The sequence below is a fragment of the Ferrimonas pelagia genome, assembly GCF_039543565.1.
GTDB classification, from domain to species: Bacteria; Pseudomonadota; Gammaproteobacteria; order Enterobacterales; family Shewanellaceae; genus Ferrimonas; species Ferrimonas pelagia.
Genome location: NZ_BAABJZ010000103.1, coordinates 75,219 through 97,289, shown reverse-complemented (window position 1 = coordinate 97,289; position 22,071 = coordinate 75,219). Strand labels below are relative to the sequence as shown.

The window sequence follows — 22,071 nt, the reverse complement described above, 5'->3', positions numbered from 1 at the left end:
CCCCGAGCGGATCTGCGTTCGGGGCTTTTTGCATGCCTTCATTGAGCGCTCGGGCTCTGCCTTATCCAGCGCTGAGGGGCCATTGCCCGGAGCACGTCGCCTCATGGAAATGTTGGCGTTCAGCCTGGCTACGCTGGCGTTAACCTGCCTAGCCAATGGCACGACCGGCACTGCCAGTGGGATCGCAACACGTTACCGCGCCAAAAAAAACGCCGCCCCTAGTCGGGGGCGGCGCAGTATTTGACGGGGACGGCTTAGAACAACTCTTCGGTCATCTCTTGCTCGAAGATCTCACTCTCCTCCGGGACGCTGTCGGCGATCTCCGTCGGCGCGGTACCATCGATAAAGTACTCAAAGCGACTGCTGGAATCGGAGCGAGTGGAGAGCTTGCCGGTTTCCAGATCGATCCGGGCCGTCACAATGCCCTCAGGCACGCTGTAGCGGCGTTCCGGCACCCCTTCCAGTACGATCTGCATGAACTGGTTCCAGGCGGGACCTGCGGTTTTGGCGCCGGACTCACCCGCGGTGATCTGATCCTGCGGCCCGTGGGCGTTCCAGCTGGTGCGTCCGAGTACCCGGTTGTGATCGTCGAAACCGACCCAGGCGCTGGCCACCAGGCCCGGCGCATAACCGGAGAACCAGGTATCTCGTGCGTCGTTGGTGGTGCCGGTCTTACCGCCGATGTCGCGGCGTTTGAGCAGTCTGGCGGCGCGCCAGGCAGTGCCGTTCCAGCCGGTGCCCTCACTCCAGTTGCCGCCGCCCCAGATCACGGACTGCAAGGTCTGGTTGATCAGGAAGGCATTCTGCTCGCTGATCACCCTAGGCGCTAGCAGCTCTTGCGGCCAAGGGCATTGCTCGATCAGCGGCGCTGCCGACGTGGGTTGCTCAGCCTGTGCCAAGGCTTGCTCGCACTCGGGACAGACGATCTTGGCTTGATGCTGGAACACCACCCGCCCGCTATGATCCTCGATCCGATCCAGGAAGTAGGGCTCGATCAGATAGCCGCCATTGGCGAATACGGCGAAACCGCGGGCGTTCTCCAATGGGGTTGCGGACGCTGAACCCAAAGACAAGGATTCGTTGGCCGGCAGATCGCCGCGGTCAAAGCCGAACCTTACCGCATGATCGATAAAGTTATTGACCCCCACCTCGCGGATCATCCGCACCGCCATCACGTTGATCGACTGAGCCAGGCCCTGCCGGGCACGGGTCGGGCCGGTGTACACATCCGGTGAGTTACGTGGACGCCAGGCCGTTCCCTGACTGCGATCCCATTGGGTGATCGGCGCGTTGTTGATCAAGGACGCCAGGGTGTAACCGTGATCTAACCCAGCCGAGTAGAGGAAGGGCTTAATGTTGGAGCCCAGCTGACGTTTTGCCTGGGTGGCTCGGTTGTACTGGCTCTGACCAAAGTCATAGCCGCCCACCAAGGCCTCGATGGCGCCACTGGTTGGATCCAGGGCGACAAAGGCACTGCTGACATCCGGCACCTGGGCCAGCCACCAATTATCCTCAAACTCTCGGATCCAGATCTGCTCACCCTCGCGCACCACATCGGCTGATTTGCGCGGCGCGCTGCCTTGGCGGGTGTCGCTGATGTATTCTCGCGCCCAGTTCAGTCCAGACCAGGGCAGCTCGATCTGCTCCCCTTGGGCCGTCAGCACTTGCGCCGTCTTATCTGCGACCGCAATAACCACGGCCGGGTGGAGATCGCGGAAGCGTCGAACCTGGCGTAGGTGACTGACGATAGTCTCGTGATCCCAGGTCAGATCCTGCTCCTGCTCGATAAGATCCGCTGCGATCCCATCGGGGCCATCCAACTCAGACAGAGGTTGGTCGGTGGGGCGCTGCCACAGGACGGCAACCGGGCCCCGATAGCCATGACGGGTATCATAGGCAAACAGGTTGTCTAGCAATGCGCGCTGCGCCGCACGCTGGGTGGCGGCGGTGGCGGTGGTATAGACATTAAAGCCGCGGGTGTAGGCTTCCTCCTCACCGTAGGTGGCCACCATGTGATCACGGGCCATTTCGGCCAGGTAAGGGGCGTAAAGATCGATCTCGGCACCATGATAGCGCGCGGTCACCGGCGCCTGACGGGCTTCGCGATATTCCGCGTCAGTGATAAAGCCGGTCTCACGCATCCGCAGCAGAACCACATTGCGACGATTTTTGGCGCGCTCTGGGTTACGGATCGGGTTGGCGACGGACGGAGATTGCGGCAAACCGGCGATCATTGCCATCTCGGGCAGGGTCAGCTCACTCAATACCTTGCCGTAGTATACCTGCGCTGCGGCGCCGATCCCGTAGGCGCGGTTGCCCAGGAAGCTGCGGTTCAGGTAGAGCTCGAGGATCTCCTCTTTATTGAGAACGCGCTCGATCTCAATGGCGAGGAAGATCTCTTTGATCTTACGAATGTAGGTTTTGTCGCGGGTCAGGAAGAAGTTACGCGCGACCTGCATGGTGATGGTGCTGGCCCCCTGGGCCTTACTGCCTGTGGTCGCGACCACGACGGCGGCGCGAACGATCCCGATGGGATCCACCCCATAATGTTCAAAGAAGCGCGCGTCTTCCGTGGCGAGGAAGGCATCGATCAGTGGTTGCGGCACCTCTTCGTAACGCACGGGGATCCGGCGTTTTTCGCCGAATTGGGAGATCAGCTGACCGTCGGCGCTGTAGACCCGCATCGGGGTCTGCAACTGCACCGTCTTGAGCGTTTCCACGCCCGGCAGGGTCGGGGCGATCCATGCGTATAAGCCGAACAGGGTTGCCAGTCCCAGAACGGATAAGATGCCAAAGGTGGCCAGGAGACGTTTAAACCACTTCACTCAGTTGCATTCCTCGATATAGGCGAACAGCGGATAAGTATACCTTGCATCCCAATGCCCAAAAAGGCAGCGGGGTGACTTTGTGTTGTAAATATTATGTAGCTAAGTGGTTGTCTAATTGCCTCTAATTGGTTCATTCTAGGAGGTGGGGAAAATATGCACAGGCAGGGAAGATGCTGGCAGATTGGTTTAAGCAAAAAAATCCAAGTCTGGTGGGTGTGGATATCGGCACGCAGGAGGTGAAAGCGGTCCTGCTTACCGAGGCGCCTGAGGGTTACCGATTAGAAGGCGTCGCAAAGGTGCCGTTAGCTAAAGGCGCCGTGGTTGAGCGGGAGATCCGCGATCCCGAAGCCGTGGCCGCAGCGATGCGCTCGATCAAAGAGCAGCTGCCCAAAGGCGCCAAGTTTGGCGCGGCATCGGTATCGGGCTCGACGGTCATGACCAAGGTGATCCACATGGACTCGGGACTGTCGGAAGAGGAGCTGGAGGCTCAGATCGAGATCGAGGCCGACAGTTTGATCCCTTACCCGCTGGATGACGTCAATATCGATTTTGAGCCGATCCACACCAATGAAGAGACCAAGAAAGTCGATATCTTGTTGGCAGCGTGCCGCTCTGACAATGTCGATGCTCGGGTCGAAGCGCTGGAAGCGGCCGGACTGCAGAGCCGGGTCATTGATGTTGAAGGCTACGCCTTGGGCCGCAGCTATAAGCTGTTGGCGGAGCAACTGCCCAATGCCGGGGTAGGCAAAGTCGTTGCCGTGGTCGATCTGGGCTCCAGCATGACGACCTTCGCCTTGGTGGCGGATGGTGAAACCGTGTTTATCCGCGAGCAGGCCTTTGGCGGAGAGCAGTTTACCCAGGCGATCCAATCCTATTACGGCATGAGTTTTGATGAAGCCGAGCGGGCAAAGATCGCCGGAGAGCTGCCGCGCAACTATGTGTTCGAGGTACTCACGCCTTTCCAGACGCAATTCCTGCAGCAGGTTCGCCGTACCTTCCAGATCTTCAGCAATTCGACCCCCTATGAACAGGTCGATTGCCTGCTGCTGTGCGGTGGCAGCTCGCGGATCGAGGGGTTGGCGTCGATGCTCAGCGGCGAGCTGGGGATCCCGAGTTACATCGCCGATCCCTTTGCGGGCCGGTTGATCGCCTCAGACACGCTGCGCCAACAGGTGGGTGATGATATCACCAGCTATATGGTGGCTTGCGGCTTGGCCTTAAGGAGTTTCGAACCATGGCACATATAAATCTTTTGCCGTGGCGGGAGGCGCAGCGCGCGCGGGCCCGGCAGCACTATCTGTTGATCTTGGGTGGTGTCGCCGGTGTGTGTGTGTTGGTGTTGCTGCTCACCAATGTCATGTTGGGCCAGTTGCAGCAAGGCCAACAGGCACGTAACGCCTATCTGCAGCAGGAGATCGCTCGGCTGGATGCGCAGATCGCCGAGATCAAGCGGATCAAAGAGAAGAAGGCCAAGCTGCTCAAACGGATCGATGTGATCAAGGCGCTGCAGCAGGAACGCCACTTGCCGGTACAGCTTATGAACGAGTTGGCACAAGTGATGGTGCCCGGGGTCTATTTGACCCGTTTAGAGATCAAGGGAAGCTCGGTCTCTCTGCAGGGCTTTTGCGATTCAAACAACCACCTGGCCAATATGATGCGCCAGGTTGAGGGCTCGAAATGGTTGGCGGCCCCGAAGGTGCACCAGATCGTTGCTGCGGCAGGCGAAACCACGCGAGAGCATGCCTTTAAGCTGGATGTCACCGTGATGCTCGAGGATCCCGTGGTGGAAGCAGAGCTGGCAGAGGGGCAGGCGCCATGAACATGCAGCAATTGAACGAGCTGGACTTTGACACCCTCGGCAGTTGGCCCAGGCCGGCCAAGATCGGGTTGGCGGTGGTGGTGGCGATCCTCATCATGGTGGCAGGCTACTTCTTGCTGATCAGTGACTCTGTGTCGCAATGGGAGCAGATGAAGCAGCAAGAGGTGACGCTCAAGCAGGAGTTTGAAGGGAAGTACCGCATGGCGGCCAACCTGCCCAAGCATCACGCCTTGTTGGAGGAGATGCAGGCACAGTTTGATGCGATGCTGACCATGCTGCCAACCGCGAATGAGATGCCGCGATTGCTTGATTCGGTGACTTTCCTCGCAACGGATGCGGATCTGGGGATCCAAAGCCTCAATTGGAAGCCGGAGCTGCAGCGCGATTTTTACGTGGAATTGCCCATCGAAATGAAGCTCAGTGGTGATTATCACGATTTTGGTGCCTTCTCGGCCGGCGTGGCGGGTTTGCCCAGGATCGTGAGTCTGCATGATTTTGTCATGGTGGCGAATGAAGGGCAGATCGGCATGACGGTCCTGGCGAAGACTTACCGCTTCTCTGAGCTGGCGGCCAGTGTCGAAGGGGGTAAGCAATGATGCGTCGATATGCTCTACTGTTCAGCGTCATGTTGGCTGGTTGTGGCGGTGGCATGGCGGATCTGCGTCAGTATGTCGCAGAGGTCCAGGCAACCCCAGTGCCCTTTACCGAGGCGGCCCCTCCGGCTCTGGAGATCGTCGGAGTGCCCTATTTGGCGTCTTCGCTGCGCAGCCCGTTTCGGTATCAGAAGGTGTCCTTGAGTGAGCAAGAGCAAACGCCCGCACAAGACTGCCCCCGACCTGATCTGACCCGCACCAAAGGGGCTTTGGAAGCCTATGCAATAGACAGCTTTGCGCTCAAAGGGATCTTGCAAGACGCACAAAAAAAGTGGGCATTACTTCAATCTGGCGATGGTGCGATCCATACCGTTGGCGTGGGTGATTTTTTGGGTTTGTACCACGGGCAGGTGAAAGCGATCGGTGCGACGGGTCTGGTGGTGGCCGAATGGATCCCGGATGCCAAGGGATGTTGGCATAGCCGCGAAACGCAGTTGGCGATGGTGATCGAGTGAATTCATTAAGGAAGCAAACCATGCATGGAAGAAAGTGGTTATCGAGCTTGCGGCACTTCTGGTGTGTTGGCTTTTGGGTTGTTGTGGCCTGCGGGATGAGCTCATTGCAGGCCGCGGAATTGGCGGATCTGCGTTATCAAGGCCAGGTTGGCGAGCAGCTTGAATTGGAGTTTCGGTTTGAGCAGGCGATCGCCGAGCCTCAACTGCTTATCGCCAGCGATCCCGCTCAACTGCAACTGCGCTTTGCTGCCAGCCATTCCGGCCTGCAGACGGAGCGTATTCCGGTAGGGAGTCGTGGGGTCGGGGATATCTTATTGCACTCGGACGATGAGACCTTGGTGGTGACCATTGAGTTAGACAAGATGGTGGCATACCAAAGTGAGCGGGATGGCAGCGTTTATCGCCTGATCTTAAATGACAGCACAGGTTTGCAGGCCGCGACGGCGTCTCGCGAGGAAGCACGTCATGTGACTGCCATTGAGGCGATCGATTTTCATCGCGCCAACCATGACAGCGGGGAGTTAATCCTCTCCTTGAGCCAAGCCAGAGCGGCGGTGGATCTGCAGCGACTCGGCGCCGATCTGATGGTGACCCTGTACAACACCCAAATTGCCGATGAGCTGCTGTATGTGGTGAATGTGGAGGATTTTAATACCCAAGTGGTGGGGTTTGAGACCTTCCGGGATGGCAATAATAGCCAGATAAGGTTGGACATGGGCGGGGCTGCGTTCGATTTCTCACACCGGCAGGAAGGGGCGGAGTTTATCCTCACCCTGACGCCGCCCGAGCGACCTAAGCCGCTGGATAAGAGCTACAACGGCTCGCTGCTGTCGATGAATTTTCAGGATATCCCGATCCGCACCGTGCTGCAGATCATCGCCGATCATAATCAGTTTAACCTGGTGACGACGGACTCCGTTGACGGCAACCTAACGTTAAATCTGGATGATGTGCCCTGGGATCAGGCCTTGGACATGATCCTAAAGATCAATGGCCTAGATAAGCGGGTCGAGGGCAACATCTTGCTGGTCGCGCCACGAGAAGAGCTGGCGGCCCAGGAAAATCAGGAGCTGCGTGATCAGCAGGAAAAATTAGAGGTGGCTCCGCTGTTCTCTGAATACGTTCAGATCAACTACGCCAAGGCCTCGGATATCGCTAACTTGCTCAGTGGCGATGCCGGTAGCCTGCTGTCGGAGCGGGGCACGGTTTCGGTCGATGAGCGGACCAATACCCTGCTCGTGCAGGATACGGCCGAGCGGCTGGAGGACGTCCATCGTTTGGTGGAAGTGCTGGATATTCCGATCAAACAAGTGGTGATCGAGTCTCGCATGGTGACCATTCGCGACAACATCAACGAAGAGCTCGGGATCCGCTGGGGCGTTACCGATCAACAAAATGATCGTGGCACCTCTGGCAGCCTTGAGGGAGCGCAGGGGATCGCCAATGGCACGATCCCCTCGATCGGCGATCGACTGAACGTGAACCTTCCGGTGGCTGAGCCAGCGGGCAGTATTGCGTTCCATGTGGCCAAGTTGGGTGATGGCACCTTGCTGGATCTGGAGTTGTCCGCGCTGGAGCGGGAAAACAAGGGGGAGATCATTGCCAGCCCCCGCCTGACGACGGCCAATCAGTTCACCGCCTTTATTGAGCAAGGGGTCGAGATCCCCTTTGTGCAGTCCACCTCCAGTGGGGCGACCTCGGTCGAATTCAAAAAAGCGGTGCTGGGTTTAACCGTCAAGCCGCAGATCACGCCGGATAATCGGGTGGTATTGGATCTGACCGTGACGCAGGACACGCGGGGGGAAACGGTGCAAACGGCCACGGGACCGGCCACGGCGATCGACACTCAGCGGATCTCTACTCAGGTTTTGGCCCGCAACGGCGAGACCATCGTACTCGGCGGGATCTTTCAGCAACAGCAGCTCAATACGGTTTCTAAAGTGCCGGTATTGGGGGACATTCCCTTGGTGGGTTGGTTCTTCCGCAACACCAGTGATTTCACCGAGAAGAAGGAGTTATTGATCTTCGTGACCCCGAAAATTGTTACTGAAGAGCTCTAAGTCATCATTTACGGCGGTGCTTTGCACCGCCTTCTATTGCGTTGCTGCGCCATTCCCTGCGATAATCTGCCACCAAAATTAGCGTCAAAGTGGGTAATTTTCCGCCGCCACTCAGGTGGTCGCTAGCTTAAGTATTTTATTAACTCGACTGTAGAAATGGCTGAAAAAAGAAATATCTTTCTGATTGGTCCCATGGGCGCTGGTAAGAGCACCATTGGTAGACATCTAGCACAAATGCTTCACCTGGAATTTTTTGACTCTGACCAAGAGATCGAGGCCCGTAGTGGTGCCGATATCGCTTGGGTTTTTGATGTCGAGGGTGAAGAAGGTTTCCGTAAGCGCGAAGCGCGCGTGATCACCGATCTCACTGAAAAACAGGGGATCGTGTTGGCCACCGGTGGTGGTTCTGTGATCAGCAAAGAGGTGCGTAATCGCCTGTCTGCGCGTGGCATCGTGGTGTATTTGGAAACGACCATCGACAAACAGGTCGCTCGCACCCAGCGTGATAAGCGTCGCCCTCTGCTGCAGGTGGATGAGCCGCGTGAGGTTCTGGAAAAGCTGGCCGGTGAGCGTAATCCTCTGTACGAAGAGGTCGCAGATCTGGTGGTGCGCACCGACGAGCAAAGCGCCAAGATCGTCGCGAACGAGATCATTGAGCGGTTAGGCTTCTAACGCTGAAGTAGGCAACCCATGGAACGGATCGACGTACAGCTGGGGACGCGCAGCTACCCCATTATCATTGCACCGGATCTATTGGATTCGGGACAGGAATGGCTCGCACAATTGAAGCCCCATCGCACCTTGGTGATCACCAATGATGTGGTGGCACCGCTGTACTTAGAGCGGACCTGCACGCTGCTGCGTCAAGCGGGCAAGCTGGTCGACACCTTGGTGTTGCCAGATGGTGAAGCGGAGAAAACGTTAGCGACGCTGGATACCATCTTTTCACGGGCCCTGTCGCTGGATCTGGGGCGTGATTGCGCCTTGGTGGCGCTGGGCGGTGGTGTGATCGGTGATATGGTCGGCTTTGCCGCGGCCTGTTATCAGCGTGGCGTCTCCTTCGTTCAGATCCCCACCACCCTCCTCGCACAGGTCGACTCCTCGGTCGGCGGCAAAACGGCCGTCAATCACCCGCTGGGTAAGAACATGATCGGCGCATTTCATCAGCCGGAGTTGGTGTTGATGGATACTCGTACCCTGTCGACCTTACCCGAGCGCGAATTTGCGGCGGGCATGGCCGAGGTGATCAAATACGGGATCCTCTGGGACGGCGAGTTCTTTCAGTGGCTTGAAGCGCAGCAACAGGCTCTGAAGGCGCAGCAACCAGAGGCGCTGATCTACGCGATCCGTCGCTGCTGTGAGATCAAAGCTGAGGTGGTAGCCGAAGACGAGACAGAGCAAGGGGTGCGGGCTTTGCTCAATTTGGGCCATACCTTTGGCCACGCTATCGAAGCCGAGCAGGGCTACGGAGTTTGGCTGCACGGCGAGGCGGTGGCCGCCGGTATGATGCAGGCTGCACTGCTGTCCCATCAACTGGGTTGGCTGGATGACGCCGAGATCGCGCGGATCCGTGCACTGCTTCAGGCGTTCGAACTGCCGGTGGCGGGGCCAGATAATATGGTGGCGGAGCAATACCTGCCCCATATGCGACGCGATAAAAAGGCGCTTAATGGCCAGATCCGGCTGATCCTGCCGCGCACCTTAGGGCGTGCGGTCGTGACGGCGGATGTGACCGAAGCGCAACTGCGGACCTTTCTGCACGATCTATGAGTGAACCTGCAGCAGCCTCCACCTTGCTGCCCAGCCAGCGAAGCTTGCTGGAGCGTTTGCGCTACCTGACCGAGTACGGCGATCATCTGATCTTGCTGCATGGCGCGCGTGGCATGGGGAAAACCGTGCTGGCGCAAGCTGTGCTCGAGCACAGTGGCGAGTTTAACCAAGCCTTTCTGACCGCGACGGCCGCAGGCGATCCCGCTCGCCTGCGCGAGCAGTTGATCCATCAGCTTATCCCCCATGCCGTTTTTGATAGCCTCGAGCCCCTGCCGGACACACTAGAGCGACTGGCGCCGGAGATCCCGGGGCGGTTGCTGCTGGTGATCGATAACGCCCACTGGGTGGCCGACACCTTATTGGCTGAGCTGCTGACGCTGGTGATGGATAGCGAAGCGGTGACCTTGCACGTGACCTTGATCTTGGTGTGTGAGGACGGCCTCGTTGGGCGTTTGCAGGCTGAACTGCCCGAAAGCTTCAGTGCGCGCTTGTTGCCGGTTGAGATCGGCGCATTGCCACTGCGAGAGCGTCAGCGTTTGTATGAACAGTTGGCTCTGCAAGGTGGCAAGCAAGGGGTGGCGAATGACGAGGCGCTTGAGCGGCAGCTGCGTCAGTCGGATGGCAGTGCCAGCGCCGTGGTCGGCTTGGTGGAGCAGCTGCGTGAGGCTCGGCCCTTAGCCGCGATCAGCCCAGCCCATCGGGGCGGCATTGCTGCCTTGTCGGTGCTGGTTTTGGCGTTGATGATCTGGCTTTGGTTGGAGCCTGCTGCCGAGCCTGAGGCATGGGATCTGGCGTCCGATGTTGCCGAGGGCCCGGTGTCCGCTGATGACGAGATCGTGCCGCTGGCGTTTGTGAGCTCGATTGCGCTTGAGGGCGTGCCTGAGTCTGATCCGGACGACCGGCAGGAAGAGTGGGCGCTGGATGGGGCGGCACTGGATCTGGCCGGGAGCTGGCCACCGGAGGCCGTTGCGTCGGATCTGGCCGGGAGCTGGCCGCCGGAGGCCGTTGCGTCTGATCTTCCTTTGGCTGGGGAGATCCAGGCCGAGGTGGCACTGCCCGAGGCGGAGATCGATCTGTCCGTGCCGCCGGTCGAGGTGGCCGTGGCGCCGGTGACCGAGATCAGTGTGCCTTTGTCGCAACAGCCGCTGCTGCAGCGTCCCGCTGACAGCTATGTGTTGCAGCTGGCGGTCTTCTCCTACCCTAAACTTATCGCTGGCTTTATGGCCAGCCATGGCATCGATGATGATGTGACGGTTTACCGCATCGATCGGCAGCCGCAGCCTTGGTATGTTCTGGTGCTGGGCGGCTTCGAGGATCGACAGGCGGCCGCTGCGGCGTTGGCACAGATGCCCGAAGGGATTCAAAGCCTGTCGCCTTACATCAAATCGATGGCTGCAGTGCAAAAAGAGCTATCAGAAGAGCAACTATTGGCTGAGATCCTGCGGCAACAAGGGTAGAATCTCCGCTTTTCGCAGAAAACGGTTGGCAGATAATGAAATCCAGAGCTTTTCTCAAATGGGCGGGCGGCAAGTACAAGCTGGTCGAGCAGATCGCTGAGCGCTTGCCTAAGAGTGATCGCTTGATCGAGCCCTTTGTCGGGGCGGGCTCGGTGTTTTTGAATACGGATTTCTCCGAGTATCTGCTAAGCGATATCAACCCGGATCTGATCGGCCTGTACCAGACCCTGCAGCGGGATCCGGATGGCTACATTCGTGAAGCGAAGAAGTGGTTTACCGCCGAGAACAACGATAAGGAAACCTATTACGGGATCCGCGCCGAGTTTAACCAGACTCACGAGCGCTGGGGCCGAGCGGTGCTCTTCCTCTATCTGAACCGGTTTGGTTACAACGGCCTGTGCCGCTACAACAAGTCCGGCGGATTTAATGTGCCGTTTGGCTCCTACAAGAAGCCTTATTTCCCGGAAAAGGAGCTATGGTTTTTTGCCGAAAAAGCCCAAAAAGCGACCTTTTTCTGTGAAGGCTATGCCGATTCAATGGCTCGAGCGCGCTCCGGAGATGCGGTGTATTGCGATCCGCCCTACCTGCCGTTATCAACCACAGCCAACTTCACCAGCTATGCGTCCGGCGGATTTAGCCTGGATGATCAGGCCTTATTGGCTCGAGGGGCGCACGAGATCGCTCAGGAGCAGGGGGCCACGGTGTTGATCAGCAACCATGACACGCCTTTGGCGCAGGAGCTGTACCATGCCGCGCAATTGGAAAGTTTGAAGGTGACGCGCTCCATCAGCCCGAAGGCCAGTGGACGCAAGAAGGTGGACGAGTTGTTCGCCTTATACCGCCGCTAATACCCAGCGCACGACGAGCACAAGGCTCAGGACGAACAGGAGCAGGGCGACGAGCCCGGTCAGCAGGTAGGGCAGGGCGGAGCGTTGTTGGAAGTCGTGCTGGCGATTGGCTTCGGACTGCACCCCAAACAGGGCGGCCAGTATCGAGCCGATGATCCGGATCACTGAGTGGGCCTACGGTTATCTTGCGGCCGATAGAGCAGTTCAAGCAGATCAACGAAGTGGATCTGGCCGCTGTCACTGCCGGCGATCCACTGATGCCACTTGAGCTTGGCCTCCGCCTGGAGGCAGGTACCTGTGCACTCTTGCTGCAACCAGCCATAAGCCGACAACGCCAGCAGCGCAGCGGCGCCCGTCAGCAGCATTCCCTTTAGGTGTTTGCGGTTTCGCAAAAACACAATCGCCTCCCGAGTCGATCTCTGGAGGCGATTATATCAGCGGTGTTGCAAAAGTGCTAACGGCGCTAATCGTTAGAAGTAAAAGTTAACACCGGCGACGTAATTGTCTTTTTCTTCTTCATGGTACACCGCGCCGCCAAACACCTCGATGTGATCATTGATGGCATAGCTTGCGGTCAATCCCAGATCATAGAAGCCGGACGCTTCGTCGGGCTCGGTATAACCGACGTGGGCGCTGAGGACAACGTCAGCAGGCAGGGTAAAGTCGTAGCCCCCCTGGAAATACCATTGTTCTATGTGCTGATCATAGAATAGGGTGACGGTCGCATCCGCAATGGCGGCGCCTGCGTACCATTCGGTGGTGTGGCCACCGACGCTCGGGTAGTAGTAGCGGGTCACTCCGACATCCAAAGAAAGGCTGTCGCTGAGATCAAAGCCATAGCCCGCCCACCAATCAACCTCGGTTTCGGTATCGCCACCGTTATCGTAGGTGGACGCCCAAATGCCGGCGTACAGGCCTGAGCCGTGAGCTAAGTCAGCCCCACCCTGAACGGCAAAATCATCGTCGGAAAGGCTGACACCACGAAACAGGTAGTTACTGGCCAGTGTCGCGTTAAAACTCAATTCGGTATCGGCGCCTAACTCAATGGCAGCGACAGAGCTCGAAGCGGCCAACACGGACGCGGCTACTACGTGAGGTACAATCTTTTTCATCATCCAATCCCTAATTATCCAATGGTGGGCTCGAGCCCGGAACGTCATGCTTCAATGCGGGGTGGACCTGGGGGTAGGAGCACCATAATCGCAGCAGGGATGGAATTGCAAACGGCTCATAAAAGACCATTTGGGTCTGATAAGTGAAAGCGATTAACATACCAAGCTCAAGTCGCCGACTAAAGAGCAACGGTATATGAAAGAGTTTCTGATCTGCCCTTCGATCCTGTCCGCTGATTTTGCCCGCCTCGGGGAAGATGTGTCCCAGGTGCTCAATGCGGGCGCCGATGTGGTGCATTTTGATGTTATGGATAACCATTATGTGCCCAATCTGACCATCGGTCCTCTGGTGTGCCAAGCCCTGCGCGCCGATATGGATAGACGTGGGCTGACCGTGCCGATCGATGTGCATCTGATGGTGAAGCCGGTGGATCGCCTAGTCCCAGACTTTATTAAGGCCGGAGCGTCGATCATCACCTTCCACCCTGAAGCGTCTGAGCACATTGATCGAACCTTGCAGTTGATCAAGGCCGGTGGCGCGCAGGCCGGCTTGGTGTTCAACCCCGCAACCCCGCTGCATTACCTCGACCATGTGATGGATAAGCTGGATGTGATCCTGCTGATGTCGGTTAATCCCGGCTTTGGTGGTCAGTCCTTTATTCCGGGTACTTTGGACAAGATCCGTCAGGTACGCCAGCGCATTGAGGCCAGTGGCCGCGATATCCGCTTGCAGATCGACGGCGGCGTGAAGGTGGATAATATTGCCGAGATCGCGGCGGCCGGGGCGGATATGTTTGTCGCCGGCTCGGCGATCTTCAATCAGCCGGACTATCGGGCGGTGATCGATCAGATGCGGGCAGAGTTACAGGGAGTAACGAACTGATGGCTTTACCGGAGGTACGCGCGATTGCGTTTGATCTGGACGGCACACTGGTTAACAGCGGCCCCAGCTTAGCTGCGGCGGCCGCTGCAGCATTAGTGGATATGGGGCGGACGCCTTGTGTGACGCAGGATGCATTGGGCTGGATAGGGAATGGGGCTGAGGTATTGATCCGCCGCGCATTGTCCGCGGATGTGACGATTGACCCCCGGTTGGATGAGACGTTGGTGGCTGAAACGCTGGTACGCTTCCACTGGCATTATGGTCAGCATCGAGCGGGTCCTGAACTGTTGTATCCCAAGGTTGGGTCTACGCTTGAGCGGCTGCAAGCACGGGGCTATCGGATCGCGGTGGTCACCAATAAGCCGGCGCAGTACGTGCAAGGGTTGTTGGATGATTGCGGGATCGCGCCATACATCGAATGTTGGTTTGGTGGCGATAGCTTGCCACGACGTAAACCGGATCCGCTGCCGCTGACCACTCTTCTGCAGCAGTGGCAGCTGCAGTCCAAGCAGCTGTTAATGGTGGGTGACTCGCGAAACGATATCGAAGCCGGGCGGGCGGCGGGGTGTTCGACCGTGGGTGTGAGCTACGGTTATAACTATGGGCTGGACATTCGCACCTTGGATCCGGATCATGCTCTGGATAATTTTGACCATCTGCTGGCGCTGTTGCCGGCGTTAACCGAGATCGAGATCCAATGAGCAAACCCGTTGTATTTAGTGGCGCCCAACCTTCGGGCGGCCTGACTCTAGGTAACTACATGGGCGCACTGCGCCAGTGGGTGAACCTGCAGGATAGCCACGATGCCTTGTACTGCATCGTTGATCTGCACGCCATCACGGTACGTCAGGACCCAGAAGCGCTGCGTAACGCCTGTATGGATACGCTGGCACTGTATCTGGCGGTGGGGATCGATCCACGCAAGAGCACGGTGTTTGTTCAGTCGCACGTGCAGGAGCACACCCAACTGGGCTGGATCCTGAACTGCTACACCCAGATGGGCGAACTGAACCGGATGACCCAGTTTAAGGATAAGTCGGCCCGCCACGCCAACAACATCAACGCGGGTCTGTTCAGCTATCCGGTACTGATGGCTTCCGATATCCTGCTCTATCAGACCAATGAGGTGCCGGTGGGCAACGATCAGAAGCAGCACTTGGAGCTGTCTCGCGATATCGCCACCCGCTTCAACAACCTGTATGGCGACACCTTTGTCGTGCCTGAGCCGCATATCCCGCAAACCGGTGCGCGCGTGATGAGCCTGCAGGATCCGACCAAGAAGATGTCGAAGTCGGATGACAACGCCAACAACCGCATCGGTCTGCTGGAAGATCCCAAGGTGATCACCAAGAAATTCAAGAAGGCGGTGACCGATTCGGATGATCCGGCCGTGGTCCGGTTCGATCTGGAAAACAAGGCGGGCGTGTCCAATCTGATGAGTATCTACTCCGCCACCAGCGGTAAGAGCTTTGCGGAGATCGAGGCGGAGTTCGAAGGCAAGATGTATGGCCATCTGAAGGTGGCGACCGCCGAGTCCGTGGTGGCCATGCTGGAGCCGATGCAGCAGCGCTTCCGCGAGATCCGGGCGGATCAAGCCTATCTTGACGAGGTGATGAAGGCCGGCGCGGAGCGCGCCCGCGAAAAGGCGGCGGCAACCTTGGCTAAGGTCTACGACGCCGTAGGCTTGCCGGCGATGCCGCGTTAAGTCGAATCGCCATAAAAAACGCCCCGCTTAGTCTAAGCGGGGCGTTTTTGATCAGCTATCAGCGATACTCGAACACCTTGACCACCTTGCGCACGCCAGCGGTGGTTCGGGCGATCTCCACCGCCCGTTCGGCTTCCTCTTGGGTCACCAGACCCAGCAGAAACACCTCGTTATTCTCGGTGATCACCTTGATCCGCATGGCATCGAGCTCCCCATCGCCGAACATGCGGGATTTCACCTTGGTGCTAATCCAGCTGTCATTGCTGATGGCGCTAAAGCCGATCGGGCTGCCGCGACGGATCTGATCGTGCATCAGGCCCACGCCCTCGACCTGCTCCAACACCTTAATGGCTTTATTGCGCAACATGTCGTTGGGCACTTGGCCTATCAGCAGCACCTGCTGGTTCATGCTGATGGCGCTGATCCGGGTCTGCTGGCGCAGATCGTCATGTTCACGCAAGGCTGCGGACAAACGCACTTCCAGGGCGTGATCGTCGATCTGGCTGCCCATGGAGCGGCGATCGTTGACCATCACGGCACCGCCGACCGCCCCGGCCATCAGGATCCCGGCACAGGCGGTAAGTTGCGTTACGACTAACAGGATCCCGAATAAGCGCCACATGACTCAGTCCTCTTGCGGAAATAGGGTGCGATCGATGCTATCAAATAGGCAATGCAGGGCCAGCATGTGCACCTCTTGGATCCGGGCGGTGCGATTGCTTGGTACCCGCACCTCGGTATCGTTATCGCTCAGCAGGCCCGCCATGGCGCCGCCGTCTTTGCCGGTCAGCGCGATGATGGTCATGTCCCGGTTCACCGCAGCTTCCATGGCCTTGATAACGTTGCCGGAGTTACCACTGGTGGAGAGCGCCAGCAAGATGTCACCGGGCTGGCCGAGCGCCCGAACCTGCTTGGAGAAGATCTCTTCATAGCTGTAGTCATTGGCGATGGCGGTCATGGTGGTGGTATCGGTTGACAGCGAGATGGCGGGCAGACCGGGGCGTTCGATCTCGAAGCGATTGAGCAAGCCGGCGGCAAAATGTTGGGCAGCGCCGGCACTGCCGCCATTGCCACAGATCAGGATCTTATTGCCGTTCAGCAAGCACTGAACCATGGCCATTGAGGCTTTTTCCAATGATTCAGGCAGTGATTCCAGCGCATCGATCTTGGTTTGAATGCTTTCGGTAAAGCTCTCTTTGATACGCTCCAGCATGGTGGCGTGATCCTCTTAAAATGCGTTTTGAATCCAGTTGAGTTCAGACCCATCGATGGCCAGAACGTCAAATCGACAGGGGCGTTCGCCCCAGCCCTGTTGCTGCAGATACCATAAAGCAGTGGCTCTGAGCTTGTGTTGTTTGGCCGCCGTAACCGCCTGTGCTGCGCCGCCAAAGCCGCGGCTTTGGCGGTATTTCACCTCGACAAAGACCAGTTGTTCGCCGTGACGCATGATCAGATCGATCTCGCCAAAACGGCACTGTACGTTGCGCTCCAGCAGGCGCAGCCCCTGCGCCTGCAGATAGTCGCAGGCGTGCTGCTCCGCCTCGAGGCCACGGCTGCGCATCTACTCTGGCCGCAGGGCGCCGCGACGGTAGCGTGCCCAGTCCAATTGGCGTTCCAGATTGCCGTCGGGATCCACCGTCAATTGTCCGGACAAGCCGCGCATGCGATAACCGGTAAAGACCTGCATCTGCGCCAAGCGATCGATCAGACTCCAGCTGTCGTACCCCATGGCGTACAGGCGTTGTAGCGACAGTGAGCGCTCCGGCCACAGCTCGGCGGCCTGTTGCTGCTGGGCATTGTCGCTTAACAGCCAGGGCATGTCACTAAGGCGCAAGCCTTCCAGTTCGGCAGCGTGTTGATCGTTTTGCAGTTCGCCGTGGGCTCGGCTGCTGGCGTAGAGCAGCAGGGGATCGGCAAACACCGCCAGATTGACATCGACAAAGGGTTTGAGCAGTCGAACCTCATTGGCGGTGGTGACCAGATACAGCGCGTCGATATCACGGCGAGAGCGGAAATCGGCTTTGGTATTGTTGCCAAACAGGCGCTTGATCTCGTCGATGCGGGCATTGCTTTGATCCACATGCATCGCCTGCTGCACGCTCTGGCGCATGTCGTCGTTGCCTTGGAAGTAGTGGATCTCCACCGGATCCTCGGTCAGCGACTGCCATTGCTGGCTAAAGCGTTCAGCCAAACGCTTGCCGGTGGCGGTATTCGAGGCAAGCACCATGGGTTGCTTGATCCCCTGATAGCGCATGCGCTCTGCCGCCTGCTCCGCTTCTGCCTCGGGATCGAGCGAAAAGAAGTAGAGATCGGCTCCGCGTTGGTGGCTGTCATCCTGATTCAAGGCCAGCAGCGGGACCTCGTGCTGATAAACAGTGAGTAATTGATCCAGGTTGGACTTCAGCAGCGGCCCGATCACAAACTCGGCGCCTTGCTCGAGTGCTTGCTGATACGCCTGCTGCACCGTCATGGCTTGGGTGTCGTAAAACTGAACTTGGCGATCGCTGTCCTGGCTCAGCAGGTTGGCCAGCAGTCCGTCTTGGATCGCCCGAGCCTGGCTGGCGTACTGGCCGCTGAGGGGCAGCAATACCGCGACCTGCTGGGGGCGGTAGGGCTGGACATTGAGCGCCCGTTCGAGATCTTCCGGTAGCTTGCGTGCGGCCGGGTGGCTTGGGTTGGCTCGCTGCCAGCGGGCCAGCTCAGACAACATGGTGGCAGGCTGTACGGCGTAGTGTTGCGCCAACCAGGCTAGCTCAAGCCAGGCCCGCCAAACTCGGTCGGGGCTGCCGTCGATGGCGCTGCGCAGCAACTCTTCCGGCTGGGCGGACAGCAGACGCCAGATCTGATCCCAGTTGGACTGCTGATAGTCGGGCTCTAGGTAGGGGCTCAGGGCATAGTGTGCGTGCGCCTGGGCGATCGCGTCACCGGTGGACTGATGCAGGCGGATCTGGAGGGCATAAGCGTCACGCCATTGCGCCGGTGATAAAGCCCAATGTCCGGGCCAGTCCAGCCAGGTCAGTACGTCGTCACGTTGGGCCGATTCCAGCGCTTGGCGTGCGCGCAGCAGGCGGTACTCTACCTGCAGTGTGCCTTGGCTGGGCAGGCTGGCAGCCAAGGAGTCGAGTAAGGCATTGGCCGGCGCCATCTGTCCCTGTTGCAGATAGGCGCGGGCGGCCAGCAGCAGATAGGTTTGGCGACGCTCACCGCTGGCACGATCAGCCTGATCGAGATAATAGCTGGGGGCGTTGCTGGCCTGGCCCAGCGGGATCGTCACCTCAGGTGAGGTGCGTTGTGGTTCTGGGCCACTGGCACAGCCAGCCAGGGCGCACAGCAGGGCCGCGCTGAGCCAGTGGCGCGCCGATAGGCGGAAGGAGGAGCAATGACTTTTCACCAGCACAATCCTGTCTGTTAGAATGAAGGGTCTAGTTTAACCCTCTGTTTGTCGTAAACCAATTGTCGACCGCTGCACCAATAAAGGTAAATCTCCTTATGTCCACTGACGCCGCGCTGTACATCGTGCCGACCCCGATCGGAAACCTGAACGATATCACTCAACGAGCGCTGCAAGTGCTGGAGCAAGTGTCGTTGATCGCCTGTGAGGATACCCGTCATAGTGGCAAGTTATTCAGCCATTTTGGGATCGGCACCAAAACCATGGCCTTGCACGACCATAATGAGCGACAACGGGCGCAGAGTTTGATCAATCGTCTGGCGGACGGGCAGAGCGTGGCTTTGGTGTCCGATGCCGGTACGCCGTTGATCTCCGATCCCGGTTATCACCTGGTCACTCAAGTGCGTGAGGCGGGCTACCCCGTGGTGCCCCTGCCTGGGCCTTGTGCGGCGACGACGGCGCTGTGTGCCTCTGGTTTGCCATCGGATCGTTTTACCTTTGAGGGTTTTTTGCCGGCCAAGACCAAGGCTCGGGTCGATGTGTTGACCGCCTTGCTGGAAGAGCCCAGAACCATGATCTTCTATGAGTCGCCTCGCCGAGTGCTGGATAGTTTGAAGGATCTGATCGAAGTGATGGGGCCGGAGCGCCAGGTGGTACTGGCGCGCGAGATCACCAAGAGCTTTGAGACCATCAAAGGTGCGCCGGCGGGTGAGTTGCGGGCCTGGTTGATGGAGGATGACAATCGCACCCGCGGTGAGATGGTGGTGATGGTGGCGCCGCATCGGCCTGAGGCCGATGCCTTGCCGGCCGAGGCGTTGCGGACCACCGAGCTGCTGTGTGCCGAGCTGCCGTTGAAAAAAGCGGCGGCCCTGGCGGCGCAGATCCACGGCGTGAAGAAAAATGCCCTGTACAAACATGGTTTGGAAGCTGGCTGGTAATCGGTTTTTACCATGCGATGGTGAAATCTTCGCCCCTTGTGGCCAACGGCGGCGACAATGCTGGTGAGTGACGCGCACTGGCGCTATAATTCGCGGCTTGGAGTTGGCTAGGCAATCGCTGCTTCGTCGTTGTGCCGGTAGATCTTCGGATTAAAAGCAGACGGGCGAAGGGGAGGAAAGTCCGGGCTCCATAGGGCAGGGTGCCAGGTAACACCTGGGAGGCGTGAGCCTACGACCAGTGCAGCAGAGAGTATACCGCCGATGGCCTCCTTCGGGAGTGCACAGGTAAGGGTGAAAGGGTGCGGTAAGAGCGCACCGCGCGGCCAGTAATGGTTCGTGGCACGGTAAACTCCACCCGGAGCAAGACCAAATAGGCCCCCTTATGGCGTGGCCCGCGTTGGGGGCGGGTAGGTTGCTTGAGCCTGAGAGCGATTTCAGGCCTAGAGGAATGATTGTCCACGACAGGACCCGGCTTATCGGCCAACTCCAACCTATTTCTGGCGAAACCCGATCCGAAAGGATCGGGTTTTTGCTTTTTGGCGACAGCAAAGTGTCCCAGAGCTAATGAGTTAATGACTGATTTGCTGAGTTTTTTAACCCATCCTGGTCGACCTGATCTCGGTTCAGACCTACTGGGGCGCGGCTTGACAAGGTTTGCGTCCTGTCCATAAACTGAATTGTTGTGGGAAAAAGTGGTTATTTGTGGATCAAACTGGATCATCAGGACAGGGAAGGCCCGCTATGTTTCGTGGTGCCCATGCCATCGCGCTTGATAACAAAGGTCGTTTAACGGTACCAACCAAGTACCGCGAGCCTTTGCGCGCGCAGTGTGAGGGCGCGATGGTGTGCACCGTCGACATTCAATCCCCCTGCCTGCTGCTCTATCCTCTGCCTGAATGGGAGCGGGTTGAGCAAAAACTGTTGATGCTCTCAGATACCCAGCCCGCTGAGCGGTCGCTCAAGCGCTTGCTGCTGGGCTATGCCACCGAAGCGGAAGTGGACAAAGCCGGCCGGCTCTTGCTGTCGGCCCCGTTGCGCCAATATGCACAGCTGGAGAAGCCGCTGATGTTGGTTGGCCAACTGAACAAATTCGAGATCTGGTCTGAGCCACTATGGCAGCAACAGATCGCCCGTTCCCATCAAGAGGTGGGCTCGGAAGACATTCAAAATAACCCCCGGCTACAGGACTTTTCACTCTGATGACTGAGCAATTTAAACACATTACCGTTTTGCTGGATGAAGCGGTTAACGGTCTCGATCTGAAGCCGGATGGGATCTACATCGACGGCACGTTTGGCCGCGGTGGCCACTCACGCCTGATCCTTTCTCAGCTGGGGCCAAATGGCCGCTTGATCGGGATCGATCGCGATCCACAGGCGATCGCGGTGGCCAAGCAGTTGGAAGGCGAGGATCCCCGTTTTCAGATCGTGCATGGGCCGTTTTCGGGGATGGCGGATTACGTCACCGAGCTGGGCCTGATCGGGCAGATCGACGGCGTGCTGCTGGATCTAGGCGTGTCATCGCCGCAGCTGGATGACGCCGAGCGCGGCTTCAGCTTCCTCCGCGATGGCCCCTTGGATATGCGGATGGACAACTCCAAAGGCGAAACGGCGGCGCAATGGCTGGTGCGCGCGGAAGCGAACGACATCGCCTGGGTGCTCAAAACCTTTGGTGAGGAGAAGTTCTCCCGCCCGATCGCCCGCAAGATCAAGGACCATATCGCGGAAGGCTTGCCGATGGATCGCACGTCGCATCTGGCTGAGCTGATCAACAAGATGACGCCGCAGCATAAGCGAGACATGGGCAAACACCCGGCGACCCGCAGTTTCCAGGCGATCCGCATGTACATCAATAGCGAGCTGGAGGAGATCGAGCACGCCTTGCAGGGCGCCGTTTCGGTTTTGGCGCCACAAGGTCGCCTGTCGGTGATCAGCTTTCACTCGCTGGAAGATCGCATGGTGAAGCGGTTTATGCGCAAGATGAGCCTGGCCAAAGAGGCGCCGCGCGGTTTGCCGATCAGCCAGGAAGAGTTGGATAAAAGTAAGGTATTGAACTTGATTGGCAAAGCCCTTAAGCCGAGCGAGAGCGAGGTGGATGATAATGCCCGCTCCCGCAGCTCGGTTCTGCGTGTGGCAGAGAAACGGTAACGCGT

Annotated in this window: 23 protein-coding genes and 1 other RNA gene; 16 read left to right on the top strand and 8 right to left on the bottom strand. The window is 58.3% G+C overall.

Features of this window, described 5'->3' with window-relative positions:
* Nucleotides 1–254: 254 nt before the first annotated feature.
* Nucleotides 255–2,825 carry a penicillin-binding protein 1A gene (locus tag ABEA08_RS19595; RefSeq protein ID WP_345337107.1) on the bottom strand — a complete coding sequence of 857 codons (2,571 nt, stop codon included), beginning with the start codon at nucleotides 2,823–2,825 and terminating at the stop codon, nucleotides 255–257.
* Between the two features lie 173 nt (nucleotides 2,826–2,998).
* On the opposite strand from ABEA08_RS19595, the gene ABEA08_RS19590 reads away from it, so the two are divergent.
* From ABEA08_RS19590 to ABEA08_RS19550, 9 genes are all read left to right on the top strand, one after another.
* Nucleotides 2,999–4,075: a pilus assembly protein PilM gene (locus tag ABEA08_RS19590; protein ID WP_345337106.1), complete on the top strand. Its 1,077-nt coding sequence runs from the start codon at nucleotides 2,999–3,001 to the stop codon at nucleotides 4,073–4,075.
* The gene (locus ABEA08_RS19585) at nucleotides 4,063–4,647 is read left to right on the top strand and encodes a PilN domain-containing protein (protein ID WP_345337105.1); all 585 of its coding nucleotides are present in this window, start codon (nucleotides 4,063–4,065) and stop codon (nucleotides 4,645–4,647) included. Before ABEA08_RS19590 ends, ABEA08_RS19585 begins: the two co-directional genes overlap by 13 nt.
* 2 nt (nucleotides 4,648–4,649) lie before the next feature.
* Nucleotides 4,650–5,243 carry a type IV pilus inner membrane component PilO gene (locus ABEA08_RS19580; protein WP_345337104.1) on the top strand — a complete coding sequence of 198 codons (594 nt, stop codon included), beginning with the start codon at nucleotides 4,650–4,652 and terminating at the stop codon, nucleotides 5,241–5,243.
* On the top strand, nucleotides 5,240–5,755 hold the full coding sequence (locus tag ABEA08_RS19575; protein ID WP_345337103.1) for a pilus assembly protein PilP: 516 nt from the start codon (nucleotides 5,240–5,242) through the stop codon (nucleotides 5,753–5,755). Before ABEA08_RS19580 ends, ABEA08_RS19575 begins: the two co-directional genes overlap by 4 nt.
* A 20-nt stretch (nucleotides 5,756–5,775) precedes the next feature.
* Nucleotides 5,776–7,815 (top strand): type IV pilus secretin PilQ, encoded by a 2,040-nt coding sequence (locus ABEA08_RS19570; RefSeq protein WP_345337102.1) that lies wholly within the window; start codon nucleotides 5,776–5,778, stop codon nucleotides 7,813–7,815.
* A gap of 156 nt (nucleotides 7,816–7,971) precedes the next feature.
* Nucleotides 7,972–8,487 carry a shikimate kinase AroK gene (gene aroK, locus ABEA08_RS19565; protein ID WP_345337101.1) on the top strand — a complete coding sequence of 172 codons (516 nt, stop codon included), beginning with the start codon at nucleotides 7,972–7,974 and terminating at the stop codon, nucleotides 8,485–8,487.
* A gap of 18 nt (nucleotides 8,488–8,505) precedes the next feature.
* Nucleotides 8,506–9,585 carry a 3-dehydroquinate synthase gene (gene aroB / locus ABEA08_RS19560; protein WP_345337100.1) on the top strand — a complete coding sequence of 360 codons (1,080 nt, stop codon included), beginning with the start codon at nucleotides 8,506–8,508 and terminating at the stop codon, nucleotides 9,583–9,585.
* Nucleotides 9,582–11,042 (top strand): AAA family ATPase, encoded by a 1,461-nt coding sequence (locus ABEA08_RS19555; protein ID WP_345337099.1) that lies wholly within the window; start codon nucleotides 9,582–9,584, stop codon nucleotides 11,040–11,042. Before aroB ends, ABEA08_RS19555 begins: the two co-directional genes overlap by 4 nt.
* 35 nt (nucleotides 11,043–11,077) lie before the next feature.
* Nucleotides 11,078–11,890 (top strand): Dam family site-specific DNA-(adenine-N6)-methyltransferase, encoded by an 813-nt coding sequence (locus ABEA08_RS19550; protein ID WP_345337098.1) that lies wholly within the window; start codon nucleotides 11,078–11,080, stop codon nucleotides 11,888–11,890.
* On the opposite strand, the gene ABEA08_RS19545 is transcribed toward ABEA08_RS19550, so the two are convergent.
* The 3 genes from ABEA08_RS19545 to ABEA08_RS19535 all read right to left on the bottom strand — a co-directional run bounded on the left by ABEA08_RS19545 (nucleotide 11,876) and on the right by ABEA08_RS19535 (nucleotide 13,002).
* Nucleotides 11,876–12,055: a DUF2970 domain-containing protein gene (locus ABEA08_RS19545; RefSeq protein WP_345337097.1), complete on the bottom strand. Its 180-nt coding sequence runs from the start codon at nucleotides 12,053–12,055 to the stop codon at nucleotides 11,876–11,878. The genes ABEA08_RS19550 and ABEA08_RS19545 overlap by 15 nt on opposite strands.
* Nucleotides 12,052–12,288: a hypothetical protein gene (locus ABEA08_RS19540; protein WP_345337096.1), complete on the bottom strand. Its 237-nt coding sequence runs from the start codon at nucleotides 12,286–12,288 to the stop codon at nucleotides 12,052–12,054. The genes ABEA08_RS19545 and ABEA08_RS19540 overlap by 4 nt, the downstream gene beginning before the upstream one ends.
* A 72-nt stretch (nucleotides 12,289–12,360) precedes the next feature.
* Nucleotides 12,361–13,002 carry a TorF family putative porin gene (locus ABEA08_RS19535; protein ID WP_345337095.1) on the bottom strand — a complete coding sequence of 214 codons (642 nt, stop codon included), beginning with the start codon at nucleotides 13,000–13,002 and terminating at the stop codon, nucleotides 12,361–12,363.
* A 196-nt stretch (nucleotides 13,003–13,198) separates the two neighbouring features.
* On the opposite strand from ABEA08_RS19535, the gene rpe reads away from it, so the two are divergent.
* Genes rpe through trpS form a run of 3 tightly spaced genes read left to right on the top strand, consistent with a single transcriptional unit; the run spans nucleotide 13,199 to nucleotide 15,590 of the window.
* Nucleotides 13,199–13,885, top strand: a complete 687-nt coding sequence (gene rpe / locus ABEA08_RS19530) for a ribulose-phosphate 3-epimerase (RefSeq protein WP_345337094.1) — start codon at nucleotides 13,199–13,201, stop codon at nucleotides 13,883–13,885.
* Nucleotides 13,885–14,586, top strand: coding sequence for a phosphoglycolate phosphatase (locus tag ABEA08_RS19525; protein ID WP_345337093.1), 702 nt, complete (start codon nucleotides 13,885–13,887; stop codon nucleotides 14,584–14,586). The genes rpe and ABEA08_RS19525 overlap by 1 nt, the downstream gene beginning before the upstream one ends.
* Nucleotides 14,583–15,590 carry a tryptophan--tRNA ligase gene (gene trpS, locus ABEA08_RS19520; RefSeq protein WP_345337092.1) on the top strand — a complete coding sequence of 336 codons (1,008 nt, stop codon included), beginning with the start codon at nucleotides 14,583–14,585 and terminating at the stop codon, nucleotides 15,588–15,590. Before ABEA08_RS19525 ends, trpS begins: the two co-directional genes overlap by 4 nt.
* Before the next feature lie 58 nt (nucleotides 15,591–15,648).
* Here trpS and dolP read toward each other — a convergent pair whose 3' ends face one another.
* Genes dolP through ABEA08_RS19500 form a run of 4 tightly spaced genes read right to left on the bottom strand, consistent with a single transcriptional unit; the run spans nucleotide 15,649 to nucleotide 18,981 of the window.
* On the bottom strand, nucleotides 15,649–16,212 hold the full coding sequence (gene dolP, locus ABEA08_RS19515) for a division/outer membrane stress-associated lipid-binding lipoprotein (RefSeq protein ID WP_345337091.1): 564 nt from the start codon (nucleotides 16,210–16,212) through the stop codon (nucleotides 15,649–15,651).
* A gap of 3 nt (nucleotides 16,213–16,215) precedes the next feature.
* Nucleotides 16,216–16,803 carry a phosphoheptose isomerase gene (locus ABEA08_RS19510; protein ID WP_345337090.1) on the bottom strand — a complete coding sequence of 196 codons (588 nt, stop codon included), beginning with the start codon at nucleotides 16,801–16,803 and terminating at the stop codon, nucleotides 16,216–16,218.
* 15 nt (nucleotides 16,804–16,818) lie between these two features.
* Nucleotides 16,819–17,151 carry a YraN family protein gene (locus ABEA08_RS19505; protein ID WP_345337089.1) on the bottom strand — a complete coding sequence of 111 codons (333 nt, stop codon included), beginning with the start codon at nucleotides 17,149–17,151 and terminating at the stop codon, nucleotides 16,819–16,821.
* Nucleotides 17,152–18,981, bottom strand: a complete 1,830-nt coding sequence (locus ABEA08_RS19500) for a penicillin-binding protein activator (RefSeq protein WP_345337088.1) — start codon at nucleotides 18,979–18,981, stop codon at nucleotides 17,152–17,154.
* A gap of 98 nt (nucleotides 18,982–19,079) precedes the next feature.
* Between ABEA08_RS19500 and rsmI the strand changes: the two genes are divergently transcribed.
* The 4 genes from rsmI to rsmH all read left to right on the top strand — a co-directional run bounded on the left by rsmI (nucleotide 19,080) and on the right by rsmH (nucleotide 22,066).
* Entirely contained in the window at nucleotides 19,080–19,919 is an 840-nt protein-coding gene (rsmI, locus tag ABEA08_RS19495) for a 16S rRNA (cytidine(1402)-2'-O)-methyltransferase (protein ID WP_345337087.1), read from the top strand.
* A 99-nt stretch (nucleotides 19,920–20,018) separates the two neighbouring features.
* An RNA gene (gene rnpB / locus ABEA08_RS19490) (RNase P RNA component class A) lies at nucleotides 20,019–20,411 on the top strand.
* 249 nt (nucleotides 20,412–20,660) lie between these two features.
* Nucleotides 20,661–21,119: a division/cell wall cluster transcriptional repressor MraZ gene (gene mraZ / locus ABEA08_RS19485; RefSeq protein ID WP_345337086.1), complete on the top strand. Its 459-nt coding sequence runs from the start codon at nucleotides 20,661–20,663 to the stop codon at nucleotides 21,117–21,119.
* Nucleotides 21,119–22,066: a 16S rRNA (cytosine(1402)-N(4))-methyltransferase RsmH gene (gene rsmH / locus ABEA08_RS19480; protein ID WP_345337085.1), complete on the top strand. Its 948-nt coding sequence runs from the start codon at nucleotides 21,119–21,121 to the stop codon at nucleotides 22,064–22,066. The genes mraZ and rsmH overlap by 1 nt, the downstream gene beginning before the upstream one ends.
* Nucleotides 22,067–22,071 lie beyond the last annotated feature (5 nt).

Excerpts from the sequence above, each read along its gene's own strand:
- dolP (WP_345337091.1), bottom strand. The coding sequence starts at position 16,212 with ATGTGGCGCTTATTCGGGATCCTGTTAGTCGTAACGCAACTTACCGCC.
- trpS (WP_345337092.1), top strand. The coding sequence starts at position 14,583 with ATGAGCAAACCCGTTGTATTTAGTGGCGCCCAACCTTCGGGCGGCCTG.
- ABEA08_RS19575 (WP_345337103.1), top strand. The coding sequence starts at position 5,240 with ATGATGCGTCGATATGCTCTACTGTTCAGCGTCATGTTGGCTGGTTGT.
- ABEA08_RS19590 (WP_345337106.1), top strand. The coding sequence starts at position 2,999 with ATGCTGGCAGATTGGTTTAAGCAAAAAAATCCAAGTCTGGTGGGTGTG.
- aroB (WP_345337100.1), top strand. The coding sequence starts at position 8,506 with ATGGAACGGATCGACGTACAGCTGGGGACGCGCAGCTACCCCATTATC.
- ABEA08_RS19580 (WP_345337104.1), top strand. The coding sequence starts at position 4,650 with ATGCAGCAATTGAACGAGCTGGACTTTGACACCCTCGGCAGTTGGCCC.
- ABEA08_RS19550 (WP_345337098.1), top strand. The coding sequence starts at position 11,078 with ATGAAATCCAGAGCTTTTCTCAAATGGGCGGGCGGCAAGTACAAGCTG.
- ABEA08_RS19510 (WP_345337090.1), bottom strand. The coding sequence starts at position 16,803 with ATGCTGGAGCGTATCAAAGAGAGCTTTACCGAAAGCATTCAAACCAAG.
- ABEA08_RS19570 (WP_345337102.1), top strand. The coding sequence starts at position 5,776 with ATGCATGGAAGAAAGTGGTTATCGAGCTTGCGGCACTTCTGGTGTGTT.
- mraZ (WP_345337086.1), top strand. The coding sequence starts at position 20,661 with ATGTTTCGTGGTGCCCATGCCATCGCGCTTGATAACAAAGGTCGTTTA.
- ABEA08_RS19535 (WP_345337095.1), bottom strand. The coding sequence starts at position 13,002 with ATGAAAAAGATTGTACCTCACGTAGTAGCCGCGTCCGTGTTGGCCGCT.
- rpe (WP_345337094.1), top strand. The coding sequence starts at position 13,199 with ATGAAAGAGTTTCTGATCTGCCCTTCGATCCTGTCCGCTGATTTTGCC.
- ABEA08_RS19525 (WP_345337093.1), top strand. The coding sequence starts at position 13,885 with ATGGCTTTACCGGAGGTACGCGCGATTGCGTTTGATCTGGACGGCACA.
- ABEA08_RS19585 (WP_345337105.1), top strand. The coding sequence starts at position 4,063 with ATGGCACATATAAATCTTTTGCCGTGGCGGGAGGCGCAGCGCGCGCGG.
- ABEA08_RS19505 (WP_345337089.1), bottom strand. The coding sequence starts at position 17,151 with ATGCGCAGCCGTGGCCTCGAGGCGGAGCAGCACGCCTGCGACTATCTG.
- rsmI (WP_345337087.1), top strand. The coding sequence starts at position 19,080 with ATGTCCACTGACGCCGCGCTGTACATCGTGCCGACCCCGATCGGAAAC.
- ABEA08_RS19555 (WP_345337099.1), top strand. The coding sequence starts at position 9,582 with ATGAGTGAACCTGCAGCAGCCTCCACCTTGCTGCCCAGCCAGCGAAGC.
- aroK (WP_345337101.1), top strand. The coding sequence starts at position 7,972 with ATGGCTGAAAAAAGAAATATCTTTCTGATTGGTCCCATGGGCGCTGGT.
- rsmH (WP_345337085.1), top strand. The coding sequence starts at position 21,119 with ATGACTGAGCAATTTAAACACATTACCGTTTTGCTGGATGAAGCGGTT.